At 38.3% G+C, this 22,872-nt stretch carries 17 protein-coding genes and 4 pseudogenes; 10 read left to right on the top strand and 11 right to left on the bottom strand.

Translation table 11 applies throughout. The features are described from left to right. The first annotated feature begins 353 nt into the window (after window positions 1-353). The 4 genes and pseudogenes from OCV56_RS26155 (at window position 354) to OCV56_RS18055 (ending at window position 4,393) form a co-directional block, all read left to right on the top strand. Window positions 354-1,339, top strand: a pseudogene (locus OCV56_RS26155) (oxidoreductase). A gap of 200 nt (window positions 1,340-1,539) precedes the next feature. Further along, window positions 1,540-2,331: an indole-3-glycerol phosphate synthase TrpC gene (gene trpC / locus OCV56_RS18065; RefSeq protein ID WP_086714121.1), complete on the top strand. Its 792-nt coding sequence runs from the start codon at window positions 1,540-1,542 to the stop codon at window positions 2,329-2,331. A gap of 705 nt (window positions 2,332-3,036) precedes the next feature. After that, window positions 3,037-3,762, top strand: coding sequence for an EAL domain-containing protein (locus OCV56_RS18060; protein WP_086714120.1), 726 nt, complete (start codon window positions 3,037-3,039; stop codon window positions 3,760-3,762). Between the two features lie 73 nt (window positions 3,763-3,835). Then, window positions 3,836-4,393, top strand: a complete 558-nt coding sequence (locus OCV56_RS18055; RefSeq protein ID WP_086714128.1) for an AbiV family abortive infection protein — start codon at window positions 3,836-3,838, stop codon at window positions 4,391-4,393. Between the two features lie 1,049 nt (window positions 4,394-5,442). Here the strand turns inward: OCV56_RS18055 and OCV56_RS18050 are convergent. After that, window positions 5,443-6,369 (bottom strand): LysR family transcriptional regulator, encoded by a 927-nt coding sequence (locus tag OCV56_RS18050; protein ID WP_228761174.1) that lies wholly within the window; start codon window positions 6,367-6,369, stop codon window positions 5,443-5,445. Between the two features lie 152 nt (window positions 6,370-6,521). On the opposite strand from OCV56_RS18050, the pseudogene OCV56_RS18045 reads away from it, so the two are divergent. Both OCV56_RS18045 and OCV56_RS18040 read left to right on the top strand, forming a co-directional pair. Then, window positions 6,522-7,030: pseudogene (locus tag OCV56_RS18045) on the top strand (transposase); the annotation flags it as partial. A gap of 280 nt (window positions 7,031-7,310) precedes the next feature. Continuing rightward, window positions 7,311-8,081, top strand: a complete 771-nt coding sequence (locus tag OCV56_RS18040) for a TerC family protein (protein ID WP_086714118.1) — start codon at window positions 7,311-7,313, stop codon at window positions 8,079-8,081. A gap of 770 nt (window positions 8,082-8,851) precedes the next feature. On the opposite strand, the gene OCV56_RS18035 is transcribed toward OCV56_RS18040, so the two are convergent. Beyond that, window positions 8,852-10,078 carry a tyrosine-type recombinase/integrase gene (locus OCV56_RS18035; RefSeq protein ID WP_086714117.1) on the bottom strand — a complete coding sequence of 409 codons (1,227 nt, stop codon included), beginning with the start codon at window positions 10,076-10,078 and terminating at the stop codon, window positions 8,852-8,854. Window positions 10,079-10,658: 580 nt separating this feature from the next. On the opposite strand from OCV56_RS18035, the gene OCV56_RS18030 reads away from it, so the two are divergent. From OCV56_RS18030 to OCV56_RS18015, 4 genes are all read left to right on the top strand, one after another. Beyond that, window positions 10,659-10,979, top strand: coding sequence for a hypothetical protein (locus OCV56_RS18030; RefSeq protein WP_086714116.1), 321 nt, complete (start codon window positions 10,659-10,661; stop codon window positions 10,977-10,979). A gap of 113 nt (window positions 10,980-11,092) precedes the next feature. Then, on the top strand, window positions 11,093-12,100 hold the full coding sequence (locus tag OCV56_RS18025; protein ID WP_086714115.1) for a helix-turn-helix transcriptional regulator: 1,008 nt from the start codon (window positions 11,093-11,095) through the stop codon (window positions 12,098-12,100). A 190-nt stretch (window positions 12,101-12,290) separates the two neighbouring features. After that, entirely contained in the window at window positions 12,291-13,736 is a 1,446-nt protein-coding gene (locus OCV56_RS18020) for a pyridoxal phosphate-dependent decarboxylase family protein (protein ID WP_086714114.1), read from the top strand. A gap of 120 nt (window positions 13,737-13,856) precedes the next feature. Next, window positions 13,857-14,420: a hypothetical protein gene (locus OCV56_RS18015; RefSeq protein ID WP_086714113.1), complete on the top strand. Its 564-nt coding sequence runs from the start codon at window positions 13,857-13,859 to the stop codon at window positions 14,418-14,420. Between the two features lie 16 nt (window positions 14,421-14,436). Here the strand turns inward: OCV56_RS18015 and OCV56_RS18010 are convergent. From OCV56_RS18010 to OCV56_RS17970, 9 genes and pseudogenes are all read right to left on the bottom strand, one after another. Continuing rightward, window positions 14,437-14,769 (bottom strand): annotated as a pseudogene (locus tag OCV56_RS18010) (c-type cytochrome). A gap of 399 nt (window positions 14,770-15,168) precedes the next feature. After that, the gene (locus OCV56_RS18005; RefSeq protein ID WP_086714112.1) at window positions 15,169-15,858 is read right to left on the bottom strand and encodes a helix-turn-helix domain-containing protein; all 690 of its coding nucleotides are present in this window, start codon (window positions 15,856-15,858) and stop codon (window positions 15,169-15,171) included. A gap of 95 nt (window positions 15,859-15,953) precedes the next feature. Next, window positions 15,954-16,835, bottom strand: a complete 882-nt coding sequence (locus OCV56_RS18000) for a hypothetical protein (protein WP_086714111.1) — start codon at window positions 16,833-16,835, stop codon at window positions 15,954-15,956. Beyond that, window positions 16,825-19,209, bottom strand: a complete 2,385-nt coding sequence (locus OCV56_RS17995; protein WP_086714126.1) for a fimbria/pilus outer membrane usher protein — start codon at window positions 19,207-19,209, stop codon at window positions 16,825-16,827. Before OCV56_RS17995 ends, OCV56_RS18000 begins: the two co-directional genes overlap by 11 nt. Window positions 19,210-19,300: 91 nt before the next feature. After that, the gene (locus tag OCV56_RS17990; protein WP_086714110.1) at window positions 19,301-19,987 is read right to left on the bottom strand and encodes a fimbrial biogenesis chaperone; all 687 of its coding nucleotides are present in this window, start codon (window positions 19,985-19,987) and stop codon (window positions 19,301-19,303) included. 2 nt (window positions 19,988-19,989) lie between these two features. After that, window positions 19,990-20,715 carry a fimbrial biogenesis chaperone gene (locus OCV56_RS17985; RefSeq protein ID WP_086714109.1) on the bottom strand — a complete coding sequence of 242 codons (726 nt, stop codon included), beginning with the start codon at window positions 20,713-20,715 and terminating at the stop codon, window positions 19,990-19,992. 83 nt (window positions 20,716-20,798) lie between these two features. Beyond that, window positions 20,799-21,296 carry a hypothetical protein gene (locus OCV56_RS17980; protein ID WP_017080976.1) on the bottom strand — a complete coding sequence of 166 codons (498 nt, stop codon included), beginning with the start codon at window positions 21,294-21,296 and terminating at the stop codon, window positions 20,799-20,801. Between the two features lie 77 nt (window positions 21,297-21,373). Beyond that, window positions 21,374-21,898, bottom strand: coding sequence for a hypothetical protein (locus tag OCV56_RS17975; RefSeq protein ID WP_190960448.1), 525 nt, complete (start codon window positions 21,896-21,898; stop codon window positions 21,374-21,376). A gap of 755 nt (window positions 21,899-22,653) precedes the next feature. Continuing rightward, a pseudogene (locus tag OCV56_RS17970) lies at window positions 22,654-22,828 on the bottom strand (low-specificity L-threonine aldolase); the annotation flags it as partial. Window positions 22,829-22,872 lie beyond the last annotated feature (44 nt).

The raw sequence follows: 22,872 nt of genomic DNA, 5'->3' as shown, positions 1-22,872 counted from the left end.
TTAATATTAAGATTATCAATTTAGAAAAATAATGATGTTAAATCTTTTCCCCTGCTATTTTTCTTGTTTAGAAAAATTTCAGTTAAACTATATTTTTGATGTCGGGAAATATTGATTTTATCAATTTATCTATATTTATATGTTTATGTAAGTTATAAAAGTCCATGTTAAGCTAACCCGGTTTTATCTGGTTTTCAATACTTTGATTGAGTCTCGGTGGGACTTTGTGTTTATACTATAATTATGAAATAATTTATAATTATCTTGGAATATAAATGGTACATTTAAAATTATTTTTTATGTCAATTTAATAATAGGCATTTAAATTTTTGATATTAAAAGAAAGGATTGATATGGTTGATGTGTTATTGCATCCTATTAATTTAGGTTCAATTGTTTTAAAAAATCGTATCGTTATGCCACCTGTAGCATTTTCTGAAGCCACTAAATCCGGAAACTTCGTTAACGATATGATGGCAACATATTATTCTCGACGTTCATCTGCGGGATTGATAATCGCTGTGGGAAATCTGTTTTATCCGAAAGAACAAGAGTATTCGTTGCCTTCTGCTCTCGATACTCAAGAACAGATTATGGAATGGAAAAAAATCACTGATTCAGTTCACAAAAGTGGTGGCGTGATTTTCGCTCAATTATGGTACGGTGGTCACCCCGAAAATATCGATGGTGGACAATCTATTACTTCTTCCGTAGTCAAAAAAGATAGTGTTAAGGTTTTTGTTGATACTAAAAATCGTAATCAGGAGTTTGTCGGGGCAGCAATACCAAAAGAAACTACAAACAGTATTTTCGACATCGCTGAAAAGTATCGACAAGTTGCTTTGACTGCTATGACGTCTGGCTTTGATGGTGTCGAACTACATGTAGAAAATGGCTATTTCGCTCATCAATTCATAGAATCAGAGGGCAATACCTTCGTTTATGAGTATGAAGGTTTTACAGAGAATCGCCTGCTTTTTTGAATGTGGTTGTTGATACTCTTATTAGTGCTATAGGAAAAGACCGTGTAGGGGGTCGCTTGGCTCCATTTGCACCTCTAAACGGAGCTGTCGATAAAAATACAGCAAAAACTTATATATCAGCAGTTAAATCTCTCAATAAATCGCGAGTTGTCTATATTCATATAGATGAATTTGATTCGGGTGATGACCCAGCAATCCCTATAGAGTTTAAAATAGCTATTCGAGATTTATATAAAGGAATAATAATTTCTACTGGTCGATATCATTCCGAACAGGCCAGAATAGCAATAGAGTCTGATTTAACTGATATGGTAGGGTTCGGTCCACTGTTTATGCCCCCCCCTCCAACTTACTGAATAGAATTAGAAATTTTGTAAATATAACTCTAAACTTTATTCACAATTGGTAGAATAGGATTGGTTGATTATTTTTTATTTTATTAAATTGATATTTATTAGCATCTTACGGTACATATGACAACTAATGATGATTTGATTTTATGTTAAAATGGTTTTTATATGGAAACTACTATGCATTATATTAAGGAAACGTTATTATGGATATACTTAAAAAGATAGAAAATTATAAGCTTGAAGAAATTAAGGTCGCGAAATTAACGCGTCCAGAAAAAGAGGTTAGGGAAATAGCTCTTGACCAGCCACCAACGCGTGGGTTCGTCAAAGCATTAATGAACAAAGAACAACAAGGAAAGTTTGGTCTAATTGCAGAAATAAAAAAAGCCAGTCCGTCTAAAGGGTTGATTCGGTCAGATTTTAATCCGGCAACATTAGCAGATGGTTACGAAGTAGGTGGTGCTGCTTGCTTATCAGTTCTGACGGACACGCCAAGTTTTCAAGGCTCTTTAGATTATTTGGCTCATGCGCGCCAAGCCTGCAAGTTACCTGTGTTGCGAAAAGATTTTATATTTGATTATTATCAGATATATGAATCTAGAGCTTGGGGAAGCGATTGTATATTGTTAATAATGTCCGTTTTGAGTGACTCGCAAGTTAAAGATTTCGAAGGTTTGGCTATTGAACTTGGGATGGACGTACTAATTGAAGTTCACAATCAAGAAGAAATGGAGCGAGCATTATTGTTAGAGTCTCCTCTGTTAGGGATAAACAACCGTAACCTCAGAACTTTTGAGGTGAACCTCAACGTTAGTGAGCATTTGTCAAAAATGACGCCCAAAAATAAATTGTTAGTTAGTGAAAGTGGTATTTTTACTAATGACGATTGCCTGAGACTAAGAAAATCAGGTTTTAATAGTTTTCTAGTGGGGGAGAGCTTAATGCGGAAAGATGACGTAGCACATGCAGTTAAAGAGTTAATTGAAGGTATCTAAAGAATTTATTGTTGCTCTATGAGAAGTCGATTATTATTTGTACAAAGTATGATTTCTCAAGATTATTTTAAACAAACGTATAACGATAGCATCAGTTTTTTGTTGGCTTTTAAAACCACCGTCTATGCCGGTGGTTCTTACTTTTAGAGGAAATAACCACCATAAGTGCAGATGTGGGAGGCATGGCCCGATCAAAGGAGAGTGGCATTCTTTTGATCGAAATTTTATTTTCTAAGCTTACCTAATTAATTACTTTACGATTCATAATTTATCTCACTATCGTTGGTTATCATGTTTGGATTGCTTTTAGTGCAGTCTCGATTGCTAGGCTCACAATGGACGATAATCTTGTTCAGCAAGCCACCGAAAAACTTTGATAATGTAGCTGCTATTTCTCTTCAGCTTGACTAGATCAGCGACTTACCGTTATCTATAAACCAGCCTTGCTGTTAACGCTTTGTGCCACTTCTCTGGTTAGAATAGGAACCTTATTACTTGGTGGAGTGTTTTCGATGTTGTCAAAATGGTTGTTTATGGCTTTGCAAGTTAATATTTCAAACGTTCATTTTTTATGTATAAAGTTTTGAACTCTAATTAGGTCTTGTTAGGACTAAGAGAATTGTATTTATTTAAGTTCTATCAAAGAAGTTAATAGGTTATTGTAAGTACAACTATGATAATTTTTTTAGAGGTGCATTCATTATAATGAATGACTTGGTCTTTTTTTATCAACCTAAGGTAGCTGCTAAGAAGGACGGTACTTTCTCCATATACGGCTATGAGGCTTTGTTACGCTGTAAAAAAAATGGGGTTTATAATGTTCCCCTTGATATACTTGAAAAGTGTAAAGATAACTATGAGTTTGATATATTCATTATTAGGTTGTTAAGAGATAGCCTAAAAAAAGAGAGTTGTTTCTCAAATAAAAACATCAGTGTAAATGTACACCCTTCCTTTTTTGAATTTTTTAAAATTTCAGAAAACAAAATTTTTGATGGTTTTAATTGTGCTAGTTTGGATCTTGAATTATTAGAGAGCTCAAGAGTAAACGATTTTTCTAAAGTAAATAAAGTTATGAATTTCCTGACCTCAGAATTTCCCTTTATAAGGTTAGCTCTTGATGATTTTGGAAGAGATTATACATCCTTAGAAAGAATAATTAATATTGAGAATATTAATGTAATTAAGTTGGATAGATTTTTAACCAATGATATTTTAAAATGTGAAAAAAAAAGAAAAGTTTTAAAGTGGCTTGTCGAGTTTACGCATAAAGAGTTAAATATTGAAACAGTTGCTGAAGGGATCGAAGATGAAAAAGTCCTAAAATTTTTATTAGATTTGGGTGTGGTTAATTTCCAAGGTTTTGTCTTTGGGAAGCCAATGCCTATTAATGAAATAAATAATTTTAATCTTTCATTAAGAAATGTTTGACTTTTTTATATGAAATTTTTAATTAGTGGGATCTTTTTGGAACGTTTATTATTAGGAAATAATGGCTAGTGTTATGAAGCATTTAAGTCGTAAAGAGTATAATTTGGCAATCTTTTACGTTGGTGAACTGATAGAGTCAGCTTACGTACTTTTTCTTTCGAAGAAGTATGTATCTAGTTCTATTATTCTAAGTTCAGTATTTGACGAGATATCGAAGATTAAAAAATGGCAAATTGAAATATACGGAGGTTCAAGTGTAGAAGAGCAACGTATAAACTTAGTTAAGAGCACCAAAAAACATGATACTTTGCTCGGTCTTAACTCTAGTGTGGCTAAAAGATTAGCATTAATTATTAGTGATGATCGTGTGAAAGACATTTTTCATAGATACGCATTAGGGGTGAATTTTGATAAGGAAATATTAACTCTTAATAGAGATAAGGATGGGTTAAATTCACCTTTGGATAAATTTGATATTATATTTACTGCTGAGTATTTTATTACAGTAATTAGTGTGTTTAGTAACGAGTTTTGGGGGGTTACATCCGAGTCATCAGTTATTTGTGACTCAATTGATAGTTTGTATAAAGAGGTTGAATTATGGTTAAAAAGCGCTAGAGATAACGGATAATTTGACATTTTATTTTATGGGGTTAATTTTGGGAAGTGGACAATATTTTTGTAATGCCACCAATTTTGATTTAGGGACTGTTATTATATCAAATGGTATAAATGGTTTGTTAGATAGAAATATAGGGGCAAACTTGTGGGTAATTTTTCAACGTCATCGAAATGCTGATTGGGGGCTAATTGATACAAATAGTAAGATCGAAAACGACCTTTCGACACATCGGGGCGGCGTGATCATGTCAAAATACAATTTTTGTAACGATATAATATCAGTAGTGACTAACCAAGATAGTATGGAAACTACAGTCTCTTTGTTTTCTGAGATTAGAGAACTACACGAAAATCTGAATAATTAATGATTGAAAATATAAATTAATCACGATAAAAATATGAAAATAAAGCTAAAGCCTTACTTACTCAAGTATATGGGATTATTATTACTCATTCCACTAATCTCTTTAGCTAAATAATATTTAGGCGAGACTATGATTGTAACTGCCAATGCAGGTCCAAGTGTTGATATTAATAAGGCTCCTGCCATAATGTCGGTGATTGATGTTCAAGAACAAAGGAAATACCATTTAATACTGTTACTTCTTAAGCTTAATTGACGGCTTTGATCTTTCCCAGTTCCAATTGGAGAAGAGAAAATAGATTGGGCGCGAGTTCAGACTTCTATGTCAAGATAGAGGGAGGCATAAAAGTAGAGCTATCGTTATATTAATAAATAGCAATGCTCGAATGAAGTGAACTTTATTTATCAAGAGCATGACTATACCGCCAAGCTCTTATCAGCACAGAAAACCATTTATTAAATTGTCACACGTAAAAATTGAGGCCTGAATGTGGGGCTCTAAATTACTGTATTGAAAAATCCTGTTTAATATTAAAAAATGATCGCAGCTTCTCTATCAAACGACAGCTAATAAGATTTTAAGAGATAATAGTTATGGATGCTATTGGGAGCCCACTTTATTTGGGTTACCAGTAAGTGGGCTTGATAGAGAAATATATAACGTTGTACAACTATTCTTACTAAAAATGAGTGGTTTATTCGTCTAATGAAGCATTGAAAATATTTGGGTGAGAGCTCGCTAAAGCCACGAGTTCATCTATGATGACTCTAATTTTTGGTAAAATATAAGGTGTCTTAAGCCAAATTACACTTATTGGTGAACTTTCACCTGAGATATTTTCCAATACCGGGGATAAATGTCCTTTCTCAATATGCTCTTGAACTAGCCAGACAGGTAATTGCGCTAAACCCGTGCCAGATAAAGCTGACTGTAAGATACCTTCGCAATCGGCTATTTCATGGCGGGCATCAATATGAAACGATTCATTCATACCTTTTTTATTCTTTAATAACCAACTATGCCTTTGTCCTATAGGCCAACCGACGATGCAATCGTGTTGGGCGAGATCCTCTTTTTTGGTAATACGCTCTCGAGTAGCTAAATAAGAGGGTGAAGCGCATATCACCCTTTTTTGCTCCCCAATTTTACGCGCAACAATATCGCCTGAGTTTTCTAAGTGGCCAACTCGAATCGCAAGATCAATCCCGTCGCTGACTAAATCAGTAGGACGGTCATTAAAGGTGATTGATAAATCTAATTGCTCGAACTTGGACGTTAATTCTAGCAACTTGGGCAAAATTGCTCTTCTACCGAGAACAGCTGGTAAGTCGAGACGAACACGTCCAGAAGGCAGTAATTGTTGGTTGTTTAATCGCTTTTCAGCTTCCTCTAAAATCGTCATTGCCTTAAGGCAATCTGCAAAATAAGAATCTCCATCATTGGTTAATGCGATGCGTCGAGTCGTTCTATGCAGTAGTTTTGTACCCAGTTGCTTCTCTAGTCGAAGAACGCTTTTACTTAAGGCTGAGCCTGTCATACCGAGAGCTTGGGCCGCAAGCGTAAAACTACCTAGTTGAGCTACTGTAATAAAGTGGCGAATTTCAATAATATGGCTTTTCATTATACCATTAATTCCCATGTTGACTTTGTATTTATAATTATACGGACTTAATTGGTGTCTGTGAATTATTTAATTTACTCATGTCGGTTTAGGATGAAAATCAGTTATCTTTCTTACACAAATAACAACAATATAAATAGCTTCATTCGGTTCTGACTTTTTGGAGTGATGAAGAGGTGATAATCAGGTGGGCGCGAAGTAAACCGAATAAGCGCTGGAGATCACGTCGGTACAGTGATTTGGCCATCACGACAACGCTTTTAGTGAAACGAGTGTTTTCTATGCCACTGAGATCTCTGCAAGGATTTATCGAACAAAGCAAGTTGAGGTCTCATTTAAGACTAAAACGAGAGGAGCGATACCAACACCTAACCATTGATGCAACTGGCCTTAAGGTTTATGGCGAAGACGAATGGAAAGTCAAAAACACGGGATGGATGGCAAGCGTAGAGTTTAGCGAAAGCTTCATATTGTAGTCTAGACAAACACTCATGAAATTATTGCAGCTAAGCTAAGTTTATCGACGGTTACAGATGGAGAAGCACTCCCGAACTTACTTAAACAAACACACCGAAGCATCCTTGAGGTGTCTGGTGATGGCACTTACTACACGACAGCTTGTCACGCTGCGATTAAGATTAAGAGAGCCGTATTGGTTCTATGACCCCTATGTAGCTCTGTGGCAAAGTTGTTGATTTAAATCATTAGGTCGATCTATTGGGTCTTCATTGGACTAAGTGTTGTGATTTTTATTGTCTTAATCGAGGTGCGTGAATAAGCTATTATTTAGCTGAGTTATTACTGGTTGTTTCTATTATTCGTAACGAAAAGATATTAGAAATTAATTTTTAACCGTTAACAAAGAGGTAATTTATTTCTATGGACGACTCCTTTAGGTGCCGTTGTATTCAATCGTCTTCTTTTATTGAGAGGGCAAGACAATGTTAGAACTCTTTCTACAACCCGAAATCTGGGTAGTATTTACAACCTTACTGATTCTTGAAATCGTTTTGGGTGTCGATAATGTTGTCTTCATTTCTGTTCTGTGTGAGCGACTTCCCGTAGAGCAGCGTAAAACCGCACGTAATTTGGGGATCGGTTTAGCCGTTTTAACCAGAATAGGTTTGGTCTTTTCTATTTCTTGGGTGATGTCTCTTACTCACCCTTTGTTGAGTTTAGCCGATTTAACGTTCACCGGACGAGATATAATTATGATTATGGGCGGTGGATTCTTGTTGGTTAAAAGTGGTAAAGAACTTTGGTCATGGTTGAAGCATACACCATCGTCTTACTCAACTCGTGCCAAGGCTGGACTGGCTGTAGTACTCCTTCAGATCGTAGCGGTAGATGCCGTTTTTTCAATGGATTCAGTTATAACCGCTGTTGGTTTAACGTCTGAAATACCTGTTATGGTAGCTGCTATTTTGACTTCCGCTGTTTTTATGATTTTGACCGCGGAAAAAATAAACAATTTGGTTGTGCGTTATCCCGGGTTTAAGACACTGGCTTTATTGTTTTTGGTTCTCTTAGGCGGATTGTTGATGGCCGAAGGGTTAGCAATTCATATTAATAAAGGTTATGTATACTTTGCTATGGTGTTTGGTCTTGCGCTTGAATTATGTCATATACAAATAAAAAACAAACAAAAGAGAACGTTAATTATCCATCGCATTAAAGTACTTAAGTCTAAAGCGAATCAGATGACGTTATAATAATATAATTTTCTGCATTGACGAGGTTATCAAGTAGAAGTGGAATTGACTACGACTCATTCCACTTAACTGATTGAACTTATTTTTGGTGGGGTGTTCAATAGACTTAGGTTCTAATTTAGGCCGGTTTTTCTTTGTTTACTGGAGACAACCCATTATTTATTTAATATGGCAGTTGTCGGTGCAGTAACTTATAGGTAGTAATCAAAGTCTCTTTTTACCATAATTTGTGTTCGGTGTTCTTGGTATCCACTTGGTCTTCTAGCTTCTATACCCGATTTAGATAATAAGTGCGACATTCATGAAAAGGTGTAGAAGAGGCAGCCAACTGCTGAAAGTGGTATGCTCTTCTCGCCAAAGAAACAAGAAGTACTACCATGAGTTTCTGTCCTGTTAATGCTATGCTATTTGACGTGTGGACGCATATTGAACATTGCGCTCAAGCCTTAAGGCATAATAAAATGGTGTGCGGAATTATTTTCCCACGTTAGTTTCGTTTGCTTAAGTTATTGTCCTTTGGACTAGCGTTCAAACAGTTTTGGTTTTTCAGAGGAAGTTGTTTCCCATTTTCTTTACGTACATTAAATGTGTTTGCGGGCATAGATTAGTAGTTGCCATATGGCAGAACCATCCTAAGCTCGCTTATATAGTTGCTTAATTTACCTGCAGACGTTGTTGGGTCACTCAAGCTATTCTCTATGTTTTGGCCTCTTTAAAATAGAGAGTGCTCCCGAAAGTTAACTAGAGTTATTAAATTTCAACCACCTCATTTACGTTATTCTATCGCTGCTATGCGCTTGCGTTATATACTCACTCCACCAGCGCATGAGCACTTTCCTTTTTTCGAAAAAGTCAGATCTGTTATAACTTGCTCTTGTCGTATTTTTGTCCATGTGTGATAGGCAAGCCTCAATATGAAGCGTATCGTACCCTTGTTCATGTAACGCGGTAGAAGCTATGGACCTCAATCCATGTGCTACAAGTTCATCTTTGAACCCTAAACTACGCTTCAAAGCTGCATTGGCCGTATAGATACTTATATGACTGTTTGGGTCTCGTTCTCCCGGGAAGATGAACTCCTTATTTTCACTTTGAATTCTAATGTATTTAAGAATATCTATTGCTTGTTCGGTTAGAGGTACTTTGTGTTCACGCCTACGCTTCATTTCTTCAGCAGGTATAGTCCAGCAATTATTTTTAAGATCAATATCCTTCCAGCGCGCTCTGGCCGCCTCTTTTGGGCGAGCGATGGTATGTAACTGCCACAGTAGAAGTAGTTTGGTTTTATCTTGGATGTTTTCGTTCTGTGACAAGCGAGACAGAAATTCGCCTAAAAGCTCTGGGCGTATAGTGGGCATGTTTTCAACTTGGTGTTTCTCAAACGAATGGATCATTTTTGTTAGGGGATTAGCTGCTATGACGTCGCTTGCGACAGCGTATTCCATTATTTGATTTAGACTTTGGCAAATTCTTTTAATAGTTGATAGTTTACCGTCGGTTTCCAATGGTCTCAGTGTTTCAATAGCATAACGTCGACTGATCTCACTTATGGGAAGTGCGCCTAAATGGTCGAATACGTATTTCTCCAATGTTCTCCAGGTTCGTTCTGCATGAAAGGGGCTAACAGATTTACGTTTTCTTTCAAACCACATCGTTGCAACAGCAAGAAAGTTATCGTTGTGCTTACGCAGCTCTTCAATTCTCTTATCTTCTTTAAGGCGCTTAGGGTCTAAACCTTCCGCAATTTGTTTCCGATACTCTGCTGCTTCTAATTTGGCGGCTGCCAGTCGTAAAGAAGGATAGGTTCCCATCGAAATTTTGGTTACTTTTCGCGTTACAGGGTGACGATATTTAAACTGCCAGGCTTTCGTTCCAGTTCCTGCACTAGAGCGTTTAGGTCGAATACGGAGCTGTAAGCCCTCTTCAACAGTGTAGGTATATTCCTTGTCTTTGATAACGAGCGCTTTTATTGATGTATCTGTAATCCGTTTAGCCATAATCATAATCACATAGATGAGAAAATAGAGACCATTGTATAGCAAACTAGTCTGGTGGGGTACCGGGTGGGGTACCAAAATGTTGAATTGGAGTGGGATTTACTGGAATGTCCTGGGATGGTTTCTCTATTTAAATGATTGATTTTGTGTTGATTTTGGTATTTATTGGTTGTTCTTGGAATTTTAATTCAGTTGACCCGGAAACCATTGAATAGACATAGAGATAAACCTTGATAAATATATTTGCTGCACATTGTAAGGGTTCGCTAGGGCGTGTAAAGCGCTATGTTGTACTTGAGCATACGTGACAATGCCTTTCATCAGTAAATCTATCGCGTTTTCATTACTTCATATGAGAATTAACTTTTGCGTGTATAGCCCTAAGTTCAATTACTGTTTTATTGCAATATTGGCTACTCCAATCGGTGTTTACTTAGAATTGGTTCTTTTGACTATGTCACCAAATGGCAAGTATGACGTTAGATGAATGATTAACATCCGTTTTTGAATATTTCTTTCAGCTAATTTAGTGGCGCGATAACTGAAATTAAAACAAGACTAACGTTAAACGGAACCGGATATGAAACTGATAAAGACTCTCGCATTATCTTTGATTGTGTTGACTACCAACGCGTATGCAATCACAGATGCCAGTAAGATAGGTGCAAACTCAGGTGCTATGAATTACTGCTACGATAATTTTTCTGATGCTGGGCAGAGTTCAAAATACAAAATTCTTAAGATGAAAACCTATGAAAGGTATCGAGATCTACCTAGCGATGAACGTGCTCGCGCATTATTAATGAAAACCGCTGCTGAAGATGGTGAGTATTTAGGAGATCCTCTGGATAAGAATCGATGTAATAGCCTAAGAAAGATGCTTTATATTCAGTACAACTAAATGATATGGAGAAGCCCCTTATTCTAACTAAAGAATAAGGGGCTTTCTTGTTGCAGTAATGTTTATTAATGGCACCGAGCGTAATTTATCTAATCTAAATAAGGCCTTAACACATGGAAATGACCAGTAAAGGTATTCCGCTAGTCCGTACAGGTTGTGTTCACGATTTAGCCGAACTATTCAGTGATGAAGACATCAACGTCCATTCTTTGATAAGCCGTGTTAAAGCTCCAGTCGATATACAAAGATGTGAATTTCCATTTATACCTGAAACTGTGTTACTCAACATAATAGAGATGTTTGGACAACGCGTTTGTCTAGATACATTTGTAACTCGCGTCTGGTTGATATGTAAAAACGTCTACATACCTAGCGTAATTGCCCAATTGGATAAAGCTAGAGAGGGCACTGTAAAAGAAGCTCTGGAGGAGTTCTGTGAAATCATTCGATATTATTCAAGCGGCGTGACAATATCTTTAAAGCTATACAATGATTGCTATTGGTTAGTTCGTGAAAAAGAGGGGGCTACTGAAGGTTGGTTTAAGTACGCTGAAATATTCTCAGTCATTTTTATGGATGAGCTAATAACTGCATTAACAAAAAATAACAGTAAACAAAAATATATGACAATTGTCAGCCCAGATACGGAGTGCTTTTTTGAGTGCTCGAGATTAGCACATGTGCAGTTTTTCACCCTTCGTTCAGTTACGGGTATCCGCTTAAATGGCGACATGTTGAGCCAGAAAGTTTGCATTCAGAGAAAGTCAGAAAAAAGAGCAGTGCGAGAAGTTATCCCAAGTGACTTTCTGTGTTCATTCAAACATGCCATGCAACCTTACTTATCCCTAGGGAAGCTTCCAATATCAAAGGTTGCAAACATATTAGAAATGAGCCCTCGAACTATACAGAGGCGTTTATACGATGCTGGCGTAACTTACCGCGAAGTCCTAGAAGATATTCTCTTAAATGAGGCTCAGGAACGACTGGCGCGCTCTAAAGACTCAATAACCTCAATAGCAACACGTATCGGGTATGGTGAGTCAGCTAATTTCACACGCTTTTTTAAACGAAAAACAGGGTTAACTCCCTCACAGTTCCGCAGCTTACATCAATGCCTATAGATATTTGTTTGTGAACCACCTCTTCCGGTTGATTTAGCAACCTATCTTACTTAGATGGGTTGCCTTTGTTTTTCCGTTTATTTTAGTCATACGAGATGTATTAAATCTGATTAGCGTGGCGCCATATGACAATTCCTCAAAGCTCGGATCCAATAACATTATTGGGTAGACAATAAATAGAGGAATCATCATGTCACACCGTTTTAATGAATATCGCTTACCCCTTGAAAGCTCTCTGAAACATGCCGTTTCATACCTAGAATCTTTAGCTGATAGACCTGTCGAAAAAGCTACAACGTCACAAGCGTTACGTGAAGCTATCGGAGGAGAGTTACCATTACGACCAACAAACCCATCACAAGTGATTGATGACATGGTTAAGAATGTCGATGCTGGTTTAATGGCATCTGGTGGTGCTCGTTTCTTTGGGTATGCGATTGGTAGCTCTTTTCCTGCTTCATTAGCAGCAGATTGGCTAGTGAGTGCTTGGGATCAAAATGTACCTTATTACGTTTCTAGCCCCGCGATGTCAGTTGTTGAAGAAACAGCCGCAGAGTGGATGGTTGAACTGCTCGGTTTAAATCAAGGAACAGCAGTAGGTTTTACTTCCGGTGCTCAAGAAGCTATTTACACAGGTTTGATTACTGCTCGTAATACATTACTTGAACGCGCGGGTTGGGATGTGGTGACAAAGGGACTGTTTGGCGCGCCTCGTATCAACGTTGTTGTCAGTGATCAGATCCATTCAACAATAAAACGGGCGTTGTCCATGATCGGTATTGGCCTTGAAACGATAGTAAAAGTACCAACGGACGATAATTTACGTATTATTCCAGATAACCTCAAAGAGACTATTTCTGCGCTAGAAGGACCGACTCTTGTTTGCGCTCAAGCCGGTTGTATTGATTCAGGCGCTTTCGACCCATTTAGTGATTTAGCTGATGCTGTAGAGATGCACGGAAACGCGTGGCTACACGTAGATGGTGCAATTGGTTTGTGGGCAGCCGCGAGTGATAAGCAAAAGCATCTATTGGCTGGTATTGAACGAGCAGACTCTATCGATACGGATGGCCATAAATGGTTCAACATGCCATATGACAGTGGAATGATCATTGTAAAAGATGCGGCTGTGTTATCTAAAGCAATGGGCGGTAGCAACATGGGTGATTACCTTAATGATGCAATGGAAAAGCCAGATCGAAACGCGATTAACTTTGGCATCTCTGCATCAAGAAGAGCACGTGGCGTTCCTGTGTATGCAGCATTCAAATCATTAGGTAAAGAAGGGATTGTTGAGCATATTGATCGTTGTACTGAGTTAGCTCAACGTATGGCAAAAAAACTTTCAGCCGTTCAAGGTATTACGATTTTGAATGATGTTGTTTCTAATCGTTTTTCTGCGCAATTTGGTGAAGGTGATGATTCTTACCGAAATGAACTAACCGATCGAGTGGTTCACCGTCTTCAGGAAGAAGGAACATTATACCCCTCGACTTCAGGTTATAAGGGTTTAAAAACGATGCTGTTCTCGGTTCTGAGTTGCCACACTTCCACTAAAGACATCGACCTTTCTGCGGAAAAGATTGTTGAAGTATATCTGACGGAGAAAGAACTGATGGGCAATACCGAATCTTGATTCATCGTTTAGAGAACAAGCCCCAATTTAATATTGGGGCTTGTTCCAAAGGCTCATCTAATGGGGAGTTATAGAACCCTCGGTTTATAAGCTTTAGAAAGAATAATTATGGAGTTAATAATGAAATTAAAAGCTATGGTTTACCTGTTTTTTTCATTCGTATTGGTGGGTTGTTCTGGTTCATATATCGTTGATGAACACGTTATCTCGACTGATGGTGAACATCGATTATTTGAAATCGATAGGAGCTTCGAGTTCGTTGGATACTTTGATTACACTAAGGTTAATAGTAAAAATAACAGTGTGTTAAGTACCAATCATACTAAGGTTAAAGTGTTCTTAAGTAACGGTGGTGAGATTATACTTGCACAATTATCGAATTGTAGTAACTGTGATTTTAATTTAGACCATAAAAGCAGTAAAAAACTTAACCGTACTAGTAACAATAAAAAAGATGTGATGGTTAATCGACAAGATATTAGCGATTTATACAAGCTACACCCAACTTATATTTCTAGCTTAAATCGATTGTTACCGTTGAGTAATCAAATCGATAACATGACTAATCATTGCTTTGACTACTATGAACGTCCTCAGAGGAGAAGTAACGTTAAAGTCGGAATACTTGAATCTTGCGATGTTTCCACTTTAACAAAATCAATTAAGAAGATCGAAGTAATATGATATTTGAACGAAGCTGCTATTTATTCTCGAGATATGAATAAAATGCCGCTATATTTTTCAAATCTTGATCATTGAGCTTACTGAGTTGTGCTCGCATCATTTCCGCATAGTCGCCTTGTCTTTCCCGGTTTTGATACGCTTTATTGTATTAAAGAGATAGAGGCGATCTTGACCTGAAAGGTTTGGATAAATGCTATTTGTTGATGGGTTGATGGGTTGATGGGTTGATGGGTTGATGGGTTGATGGGTTGATGGGTTATGGCAAGAATACAGCTCGGAGATTTCATTTTACCTAGGTCAGGATTACCAAAATCAGCGGCATAAAGCTAGGTGAAAGGGTAAGTAAGATAGAAGCGAAGAACTGGTAAGCGACAGTTTTAGTCCAGTGAAAGCATAACAATAAAGCTTCCCCTTAGGAGAAGTTCAAGGATTATTTGTTCAAGATGAACACGTAATATGGTTTATGGTGCTATTTGTAATTTCTTAGGAAAGCGGCGAGTCAATCGGAGCGCCTAAACGTTTTGAAAGCAGATTTTCACTTACTCGAAGAGTGCAGCGAGTCTTAAGTTTTTGATGATGTGCAGTTGTTGGAGTTTAGAGCAGAAATTTTCCAAGCCGGAACTCGGACCAAATTTTGAAATAAAGTTGTACTGTAACCTATTTATTATTACATATCGAAAGGGGGAGTTTCGCCAACTTTCATCGTGTCTGTTGGTAACTCTAATTTACTCTTATATTTGTATTGTAGTTATGCTTTGAACTTTATGTCTGGCTGTATAATAGTCTCTAAACTATTGATAAAATATGCTTTTCTTATTGCTTCTTTGCGATTTGTAACATTGATTTTTTTATATATGTTGTATACGTGCGTCTTTACCGTACTTTCTGAAATAAATAGTTCGTTTGATATTTCTAAATTTGAATCTCCTCTAATCACTCGTTTGAATATTTGAACTTCTCTTTTCGTAAGGCTAGAAAGTATTACTTTCGACTTGAAAGTGTAATCGTGTCTATTAGATAAAATATGTGACATTAACTTTCTCGGTAACCACAAATCGTCGTCACACACTGTTTTTAAACAGCGGGTAAGGTGATCAATAGGAGCGTCCTGATAGATGATTCCTTTTATATTAAACAAGTTGAATAGTTGAACTACGGTAATACTCTGTCCGGTAATGTCCGCAGGAACGTCATAGACTACCCATTTATTTGACTCTATTTTTGATAAGATGATGTTGATATCTTCGATATTTGCCAAGAGTAAGTAGCTGATAAGGACAACATCGAAAGTTTTATGATTACGTGAGCGCCCAATGCTTCTAATACACTCTCTGCTAAAAGAAAAATCACCGTATTTTTCTATTTCGCGTTGAATAAATTGGTTGTTAATACCGTTGTCACCAATTAGGAGCATGTGCTTTAAATTATTTTTATGCATAACTAATTCCTAGCCTGACAAACCATGTTTTGGTTCTATGACGTCGTGTTTTATAAAATTAAGCTCTGCGGCTTAATTTTTACATAATTGCATAATTACGGCTGCTGTGAAAGTTGTGGTTCAATAGAAATTTGTAATGTGTCGTCATATTGCCCTCCTGGTTTGTTCTCTGTTTCACCAATGACAAAATTCAAAGGAATAGGTTGACCGATCGTAGCGGAAATACGTTGAATTCTTGCTTCCAACTGTTCGAGGCTTATTTTGTCGCTATCGAGGGAAAGTTGGTATGGAATGTCCCATTTGATCTCATTAGATTCATGACGAAGCATTCCTTGATGGGATGATTCAAAGACGATGGTATAAGCTGTATTGCTTTGAACCCATAGGTTAGGCGCAGAACGAATAACCTTGTTTGAATATAATGTCCCTAGATCAAGGTCATAATGTTGTTGGGTTAATCCATAAAAATGAATTTTCGCAGCAGGCGGAACGTCAACAGATATCGGGATTGAGCTAGGGCTAATTTCTATTTGTTTACTATTTGAGTTATAAGAAGGTGAGACTTCTAAAAGCCCCTGATAGGTCCCTGACGCTAACCATTGCTTGCTCGGGAATCGCATTTGTATCGTTGCCGAAGGTTGACTGTCGGTTAATGACAAGTGCCATTGATTAGCCACTGGCATGCCAATCTGCCCTGACCACTCAAAGTTGAGTTTGTCTTGGCTAGTCCCTTTTAACGATCGACTCGTATCGTTAAGCTCCAGAATTAAGCTCAATTTACAGGGTTCGCCAATTATGTTCGCATCTATTCGGTAAGTGTTTATTGTTGCGAACGTTCCTGCGTTGAAAACATCATATTGTGATTTAGATGAGACGGGTTGAATTGTCAACGCACTAGCTTCACACGCGAATGCATAAGGCAGGTGGTTTGTGGCGATGAGGAACAAGGCTCCCCAGAGCATTTGTTTATTCAACATACACATCTCCTAGTCTTATCAAATTGTCGCTGCGCTCACTGAGGGAAATGATGACTGATTCTTGTTCTTTAGTGTCTAGTACCAATTGATAACTCCCCGGCTTTAATCCAGAGATTGCAAATATTCCGTTACGATTGGTAAAGAAGTCAATCGGCAACTGTTTTGCCTCACCAAGGTAATGCGCTACACCAGCGACAAGTGAAATAGGGTTGTTACTTTGACGATCGAATAACTTACCAATCACAGTTAATACAGCATCAGATCCGATCTGTAGTTGGAACCCTCGTTTATAACCAGGCTTAATCCAAAAAGCACCATCACCTAAGTCATATCCTGGTGGTAAGTCATCAACCTCGTAACCGACTACTTGGCTGTTATAAGCAACAAGATCAGGAACCATGGCACTAGCATCGCCTTTAAGATAAACGCGTGCGTACTCACCATCTTTTGTGGGGTCGATAGCTACATCATTTTCTTTCAAGCTTTTGTGCTTGCTGACAATTGCAAATGCTTCGCGCACCGGTCTGCCGAGCGTCGCAGAGGAACCTGCAAAGGCAAGCGCACTACTAATAGTCACGTCAGTACTGTGGTTTCGTGTTTCGCCACTAATGTCTTCGAGCCGCGAAGCGTGGGTCGCATTTAATTCATAACGGTTTGCCGTGTAGTTAACCCCGGCATCTATATCGGCATCTGTTTCTTCGTTAGTAATGACACTCGCAAACGCCGATATCCCCCCTGTGTTACCAATATTATTCTGATAGCTGTAATCTAAGGCGGCTTCATCGAGCTCTGTGGTGTAACGGCCGACAACACGAGTTTGTCGACTAAGAGGCCAACTTATGGTGACCGTAGTGCTGATATCATCGTCTTCGGCTGCGTTATAGCGATAGTTAACGCGGGCACTCCAGGTGGCGGGAGTATCAAACAGTCTGTCCGATAAACTCGGGCTAATTAGCCAATAATCGTTTTCCTTGTCTATTCCTGAGCGGTAATTGAGAGTCATGGCAGCGCGTAAAGACTGACCAAGGTAAATGGAGCTGAATGCAGAGACATAATGAGTAGTTAAGTTGATATCGATATCGGAAGCATCAAACCCTGAGACTCCGGTAAAATTGTTGGCCAGATATTCATAACTGAAACTCAGTTGTGGAGACAGAGTGTTCGTATTGGAAAACTCTGCATCGAACGCAAATTTGTAAGCGTAGCCAGTTCCGAATGTAGGGTGTTCGCTACGCGAAGCATTGATCTCAGTGACGCCCCATGTAGAAGCGAATAACGCGGTGGTACCATACTGGTAAAGATCTTCACGAGTTTGAAAGTTCGTACCCAACGTCAACCAAGGGGTAATCCCCACATCTATATAACCATGTAAAATACGCTCATCTGTTAGGTATTCTAGTTGTCCATTTTCTAATTCAGAGGGCGCTCCATACATGATGCTATATTCAAACTCACCGCTGTTGAGCAAATCGTTACCGGTTGCAATTGAAAACTCTATACGTTCTTCATTTCCTGAACGATCGGTGATGACTAGCACAATATCATTACTACCTTGTGCAAGCGGGATATCACTAAGGTTATAGCTACCAGCGCCTAGAGTTAGTCTTTGGACTGCGATCCCGTCAATATAGACATCGACATTTGAAGCTCTTTGAAGCGTGAATGATTGATTGGCTCGTGGTCGTGCATTTCTGGTCGGAATGAGCGTAAAATCTCGAGTTAAGCCAATACCAAGTATGTCTGTACTGTCCTGAAAAGATTGACCACTGTTGTACATATCGCCTAGGACAAGCCGTGTTCCTTGTTCGGCAAAGTCAATATTAAGACGAGATCCTTCTCTTACGTATAGTGAGTCTTGTGATGAGCTGTTTTCTAGATAGGATTCATACTCAAAGTTTAGAAAACCAATGTTAAGTGCTGAGTCGAATTGGCTGCGATAGAGATCCTGTCTTGATGAGTTTTGGTCGACATATTGGGTTTCATTTACCGAAAGGGCAAAGTTAACGTATCCACTTAACAAACTTGGTTCAACATAGTTATAAAAATCATCTGCGCCGTTCATAGACAGTTGTTGGGTTAAGCTAAATTCAGGCGGTACCGTCACGATGCATTCTAATGAAGAGAAATCGAAACTCAGATCTAATCCTACACTCTCAAAATGGTGCTGAGACAGCATCTTGTCGTTTGTCGTGCCATTGAGCCTCCCAATACCTTCTTGAGTTACGACGGATGAAAGGAGAGAGAGCGTACTTTCCTTCGGTAACAAAATTTCGTTGTTTGCGGTAATGATAATGTCCGCTTCGCCTAGTATGGTGTCACTTATCCTTAGCAAAGAGGTAAGTTGAATATCTCGTCCTGTCGGGTTCAAGATCATTTCCTGTCCCCAAGCGGCAGGGCTTAAGGCGGTGCAATAAAAAAGTACTAATCCCATGGCATGTAAAACTTGCCACATCTTGTGATGGGTTTCAGTTTTCATGTCCATGGTAAGTACCTACTGGTAAGTAATTCAAAGAAGAAGGCAAAGTAATAATGGAGCGTGGTGGAATAAATTGCTCACCTAACGCCTCATGTACTTTTGGGCTCTGAGATTCGAGCCCAGGGAAATGAAGTAACGATGTATAGGTAAATCGCGAACCTGAATTAGTGAGTGTTAGTTTGCCTTGTTCATCTATGTGTAATTTCACGTCAGGCTCTAATGAGGATGAGTGAATGTGCAGCAACGCATTGTAGTGAACTTGCAAATTGATACCGGTGGTTAACCCTATGGGTTTATCTATTCTCGTGTTGTTCTGGCCAATATTCACGGTACTGAAGCGAACGAAGTAACTCTGAGAGGTTTCGAGTGATCTATTTCCCAACCATTGTATGCGAAATACTTGACGTTCTCCGGGTGCTAACATTGCGGCTGGTGGAAATACAAACATCTCTTCACTGGCTAGAGCTGATGTCTCGAATGTGCCGTCAGATAAGAAATTTAAACGACGAACGTTAGCTTCAAGTGGAAGATCCTGTGTCGAGTTGTTAGTCACAACCAGTTGAGATGTTGCCCGGTGGTCTGTGTTGAGCTCGATGACGGTTGGAAACAGTGTAATGCCAAACGTTTGTACACACAGAACGCAATAAATGAGCCCACCCAAGAAATAACGTCTCATGGCTATTGATCCTGCTCTATTTCGATAGATAGAGTGTTCACGTTATAATTTTTAAGAGGCAGCATTTCGAAAAAGCGAGTGGAGTAGGGAAGGACTAAAGTTCCCGGAATACGCTTAGCGATTTCTACGCCTTTTAAATAGGTTGAATTTTTACCATCAGATACCTTCCATGTTGTATTTGTTAATCGACCATAACTATTGCCACTGTTAAGTACTTCAAGAACCCATTTGTTCGTTTTGTCATTTTGTTCGATACTTTTTATTTCAAGCTGAGAGACTGTGTTCTGAGGCCGGACGTTGATAAGCGTATTAAACTGAAGCAAAAGACTTACTTGTCCTTGATTACCGCTTGCTCTTTGAACTTTTACTTGCTTAATAGCAATGCGATACGCTTTAGATTCTGTGATGGAAGGATCGCCTAAATACCGCACCATAATGGATTGCGACCGTCCAGGTTCAATAATTGCGGTCACCGGAATTACTAATAGCTCGTCATCTGCAGGAGTGGTGGTCTCTTTTCCATATTTGTCCATTGTCATATATACCGGAGACAACTCAACCGTGAGTGGCTCTTGAGATGAATTCTCAACCCTCATGGTCATTTGAGCTCTTTTGCCAAGCGGCGTCATTTCCATAGACATCGGTTCTACTTTGAACGCATGAGCGGACAAGCAAGTGAACGACAATAAAAACAGAATGGTCAATTTACGTATGATCCACTGATTCATAGCAATAAGCTCCAAATTAAACTTATGTCGTTGAGATTGAGATAAAGTCGGAGGCCAAATAATAGCCCCCGACTTATTAGCTTCTAATTCGAGGTGATATTTACAGTCAATGTATCTGAGTAGCCACCTGCCCATGGCGAGGTTTCTGTCGTTACAATATCAATGGATGCGGCAACACCTGTCGCTAATGCTCCAGAACCGCCATAAGAATTACTGACTGAAACGTCATTTAGACCTGGGCCCCCAGGTGCATTAAGCGTGAAAGGAGCTAAGCCTGAAGGGTTGAATGTTGCATCATATGTAAGAGCGTAGTCTTCGCTATCGTCTGACTCTAGACCACCTTCAGCACTTGTCAGTGTCACCGTTGCACCATCGACGTCATTACACTTCATGTTAAGACCACTAACAGAAAGGTTTTGAATTTGAGATACGTTACCAAAGTCCATCAGTTGCGTTGAAAGACCAGTAACTTCACATACAGGTGAAACAAAACCAACTAACTGGACATCACCAGGAGCGGCTTGGACTTGAGCACCAAAAATAGCAGTGACTGTTGCTGCGTAGAGTGTTAGCTTTTTCATTAGAAATTCCTTTATCTTAAATGATTGGCTCGAATACTGCTGAGCGTATGTTGTTCTGCAGATACATTGCAGAGTTTTTACTTTGTGACGCTATGAATCGAAGGGTAAACTTCTATCTCAATAACGTCTTGATAATAACCTGCGAAACGCAAGCGATTTTCGAGTGCTACCTTTAGGCTCCCATGTTGAGAGAAAGGAATAACACCAGAACTGTTGATCATTACCGGTGAAGTAAGTTGGCTGCTGTGCCTACTTTCATAAAGACGAATTTCGTCTATTTGTAATGACAAATTGTAACTCTCAATAATATCAACCCCTTGATGTTGATATTTTAATCCGCCATGTTTTGAGTTGATCGTTATACCCAATGGACGGTTACAATAAAGATTAAAAGGCAACGATTGCACATCACGGTGTTCCGTAAAATTCATAACGTTGCCAGAAAAGAAATTTATTTCGCATCGATCTTTGATCTGACCACTAATTCCCAGTGTCAAACTGTTAGCACTGACATAGAATGAAAGTGACAGAGTGAAAATTAACGTGGAGACGATGAGGTTATGAAGAATCATAAATACTCTAATCATAAATTCACCTCTCAACGATTGAATGTAACTTGTTGCTTAACTTTGAAAACTATATGTGCTTTAAAAAATTGCGAAGTAGTAAAAAAAGTTTATTATTTAAGAGAAGTATGAGTTTTGGTATGATTTTAAGCTGAAGGTTAGAGACTAAAAAATAGATAATAATATTACATTCAATTAGATAGATTAATTTTTATCAAGAGTTAGATTGGCGACGGTTTTTTATTTAATTGATAAAGATAGGATTATGGTCTACTGATGGTGATTTGTATTGGATTTTCGATGGGTCATTGTTCATGTCATCATAAAATTGATAAGAATATTAATTTAATTTGTAAGCTGAACGTGGCGATTCTAAGTTGTAATAACGGATAGTGACCATCTAAACTAGATGAAATTTATCTATTAAAATTAATATTTTACACAAACATATTTAAGATTGATGTCTTCTATTTTTTAATTACCGTATGTGTGGTTATTAAAAACTTGAAACTGTTTTAATAAATTATTTATCTTTAGCGGGCATACGATATTTTATGTCACTAATGTAACTCGATTTTAAGCGATAATAGATTGCTTTAATGTGGGGATAATTCTTAGAAGGTATTCTCATAGGCCAAAACGAGATCGTGTTCTGTTTCAGCCAATCAAGTGTACTTATTAGAAAACTAGCAGGTGTCGAAAGCTATTTTGACTGTGGATTTGTTGAAAAAATAGAGCTTCCCAATGGAAGCTCTAGTCTTAATTGCGATAGAGGTTAATCTCGTTAAGAGTTAAAGCACACTTGCCAAATTTGTTAGGAAAGTTGCGATGTCTTCTGAGCTGATATCTCTATGAGTAACAAAACGAACAGGATTCTCTGGTGACATCGTAATGCCTTGTTCAGCAAGTTCACGAGCTATACTCAGACTCATCTCGTTTTGTAAATGTCGTAAGGGTTTGCACAAACTTCGCCCAGAATAACGGTAGGTTGGTCAGATCAAAGGTGGTAC

Origin of the sequence: Vibrio gigantis (genome assembly GCF_024347515.1) — a bacterium.
GTDB classification, from domain to species: domain Bacteria; phylum Pseudomonadota; class Gammaproteobacteria; order Enterobacterales; family Vibrionaceae; genus Vibrio; species Vibrio gigantis.
The sequence above is the reverse complement of the archived record's forward strand: the minus strand, read 5'-3'. Positions and strand labels throughout refer to the sequence as shown.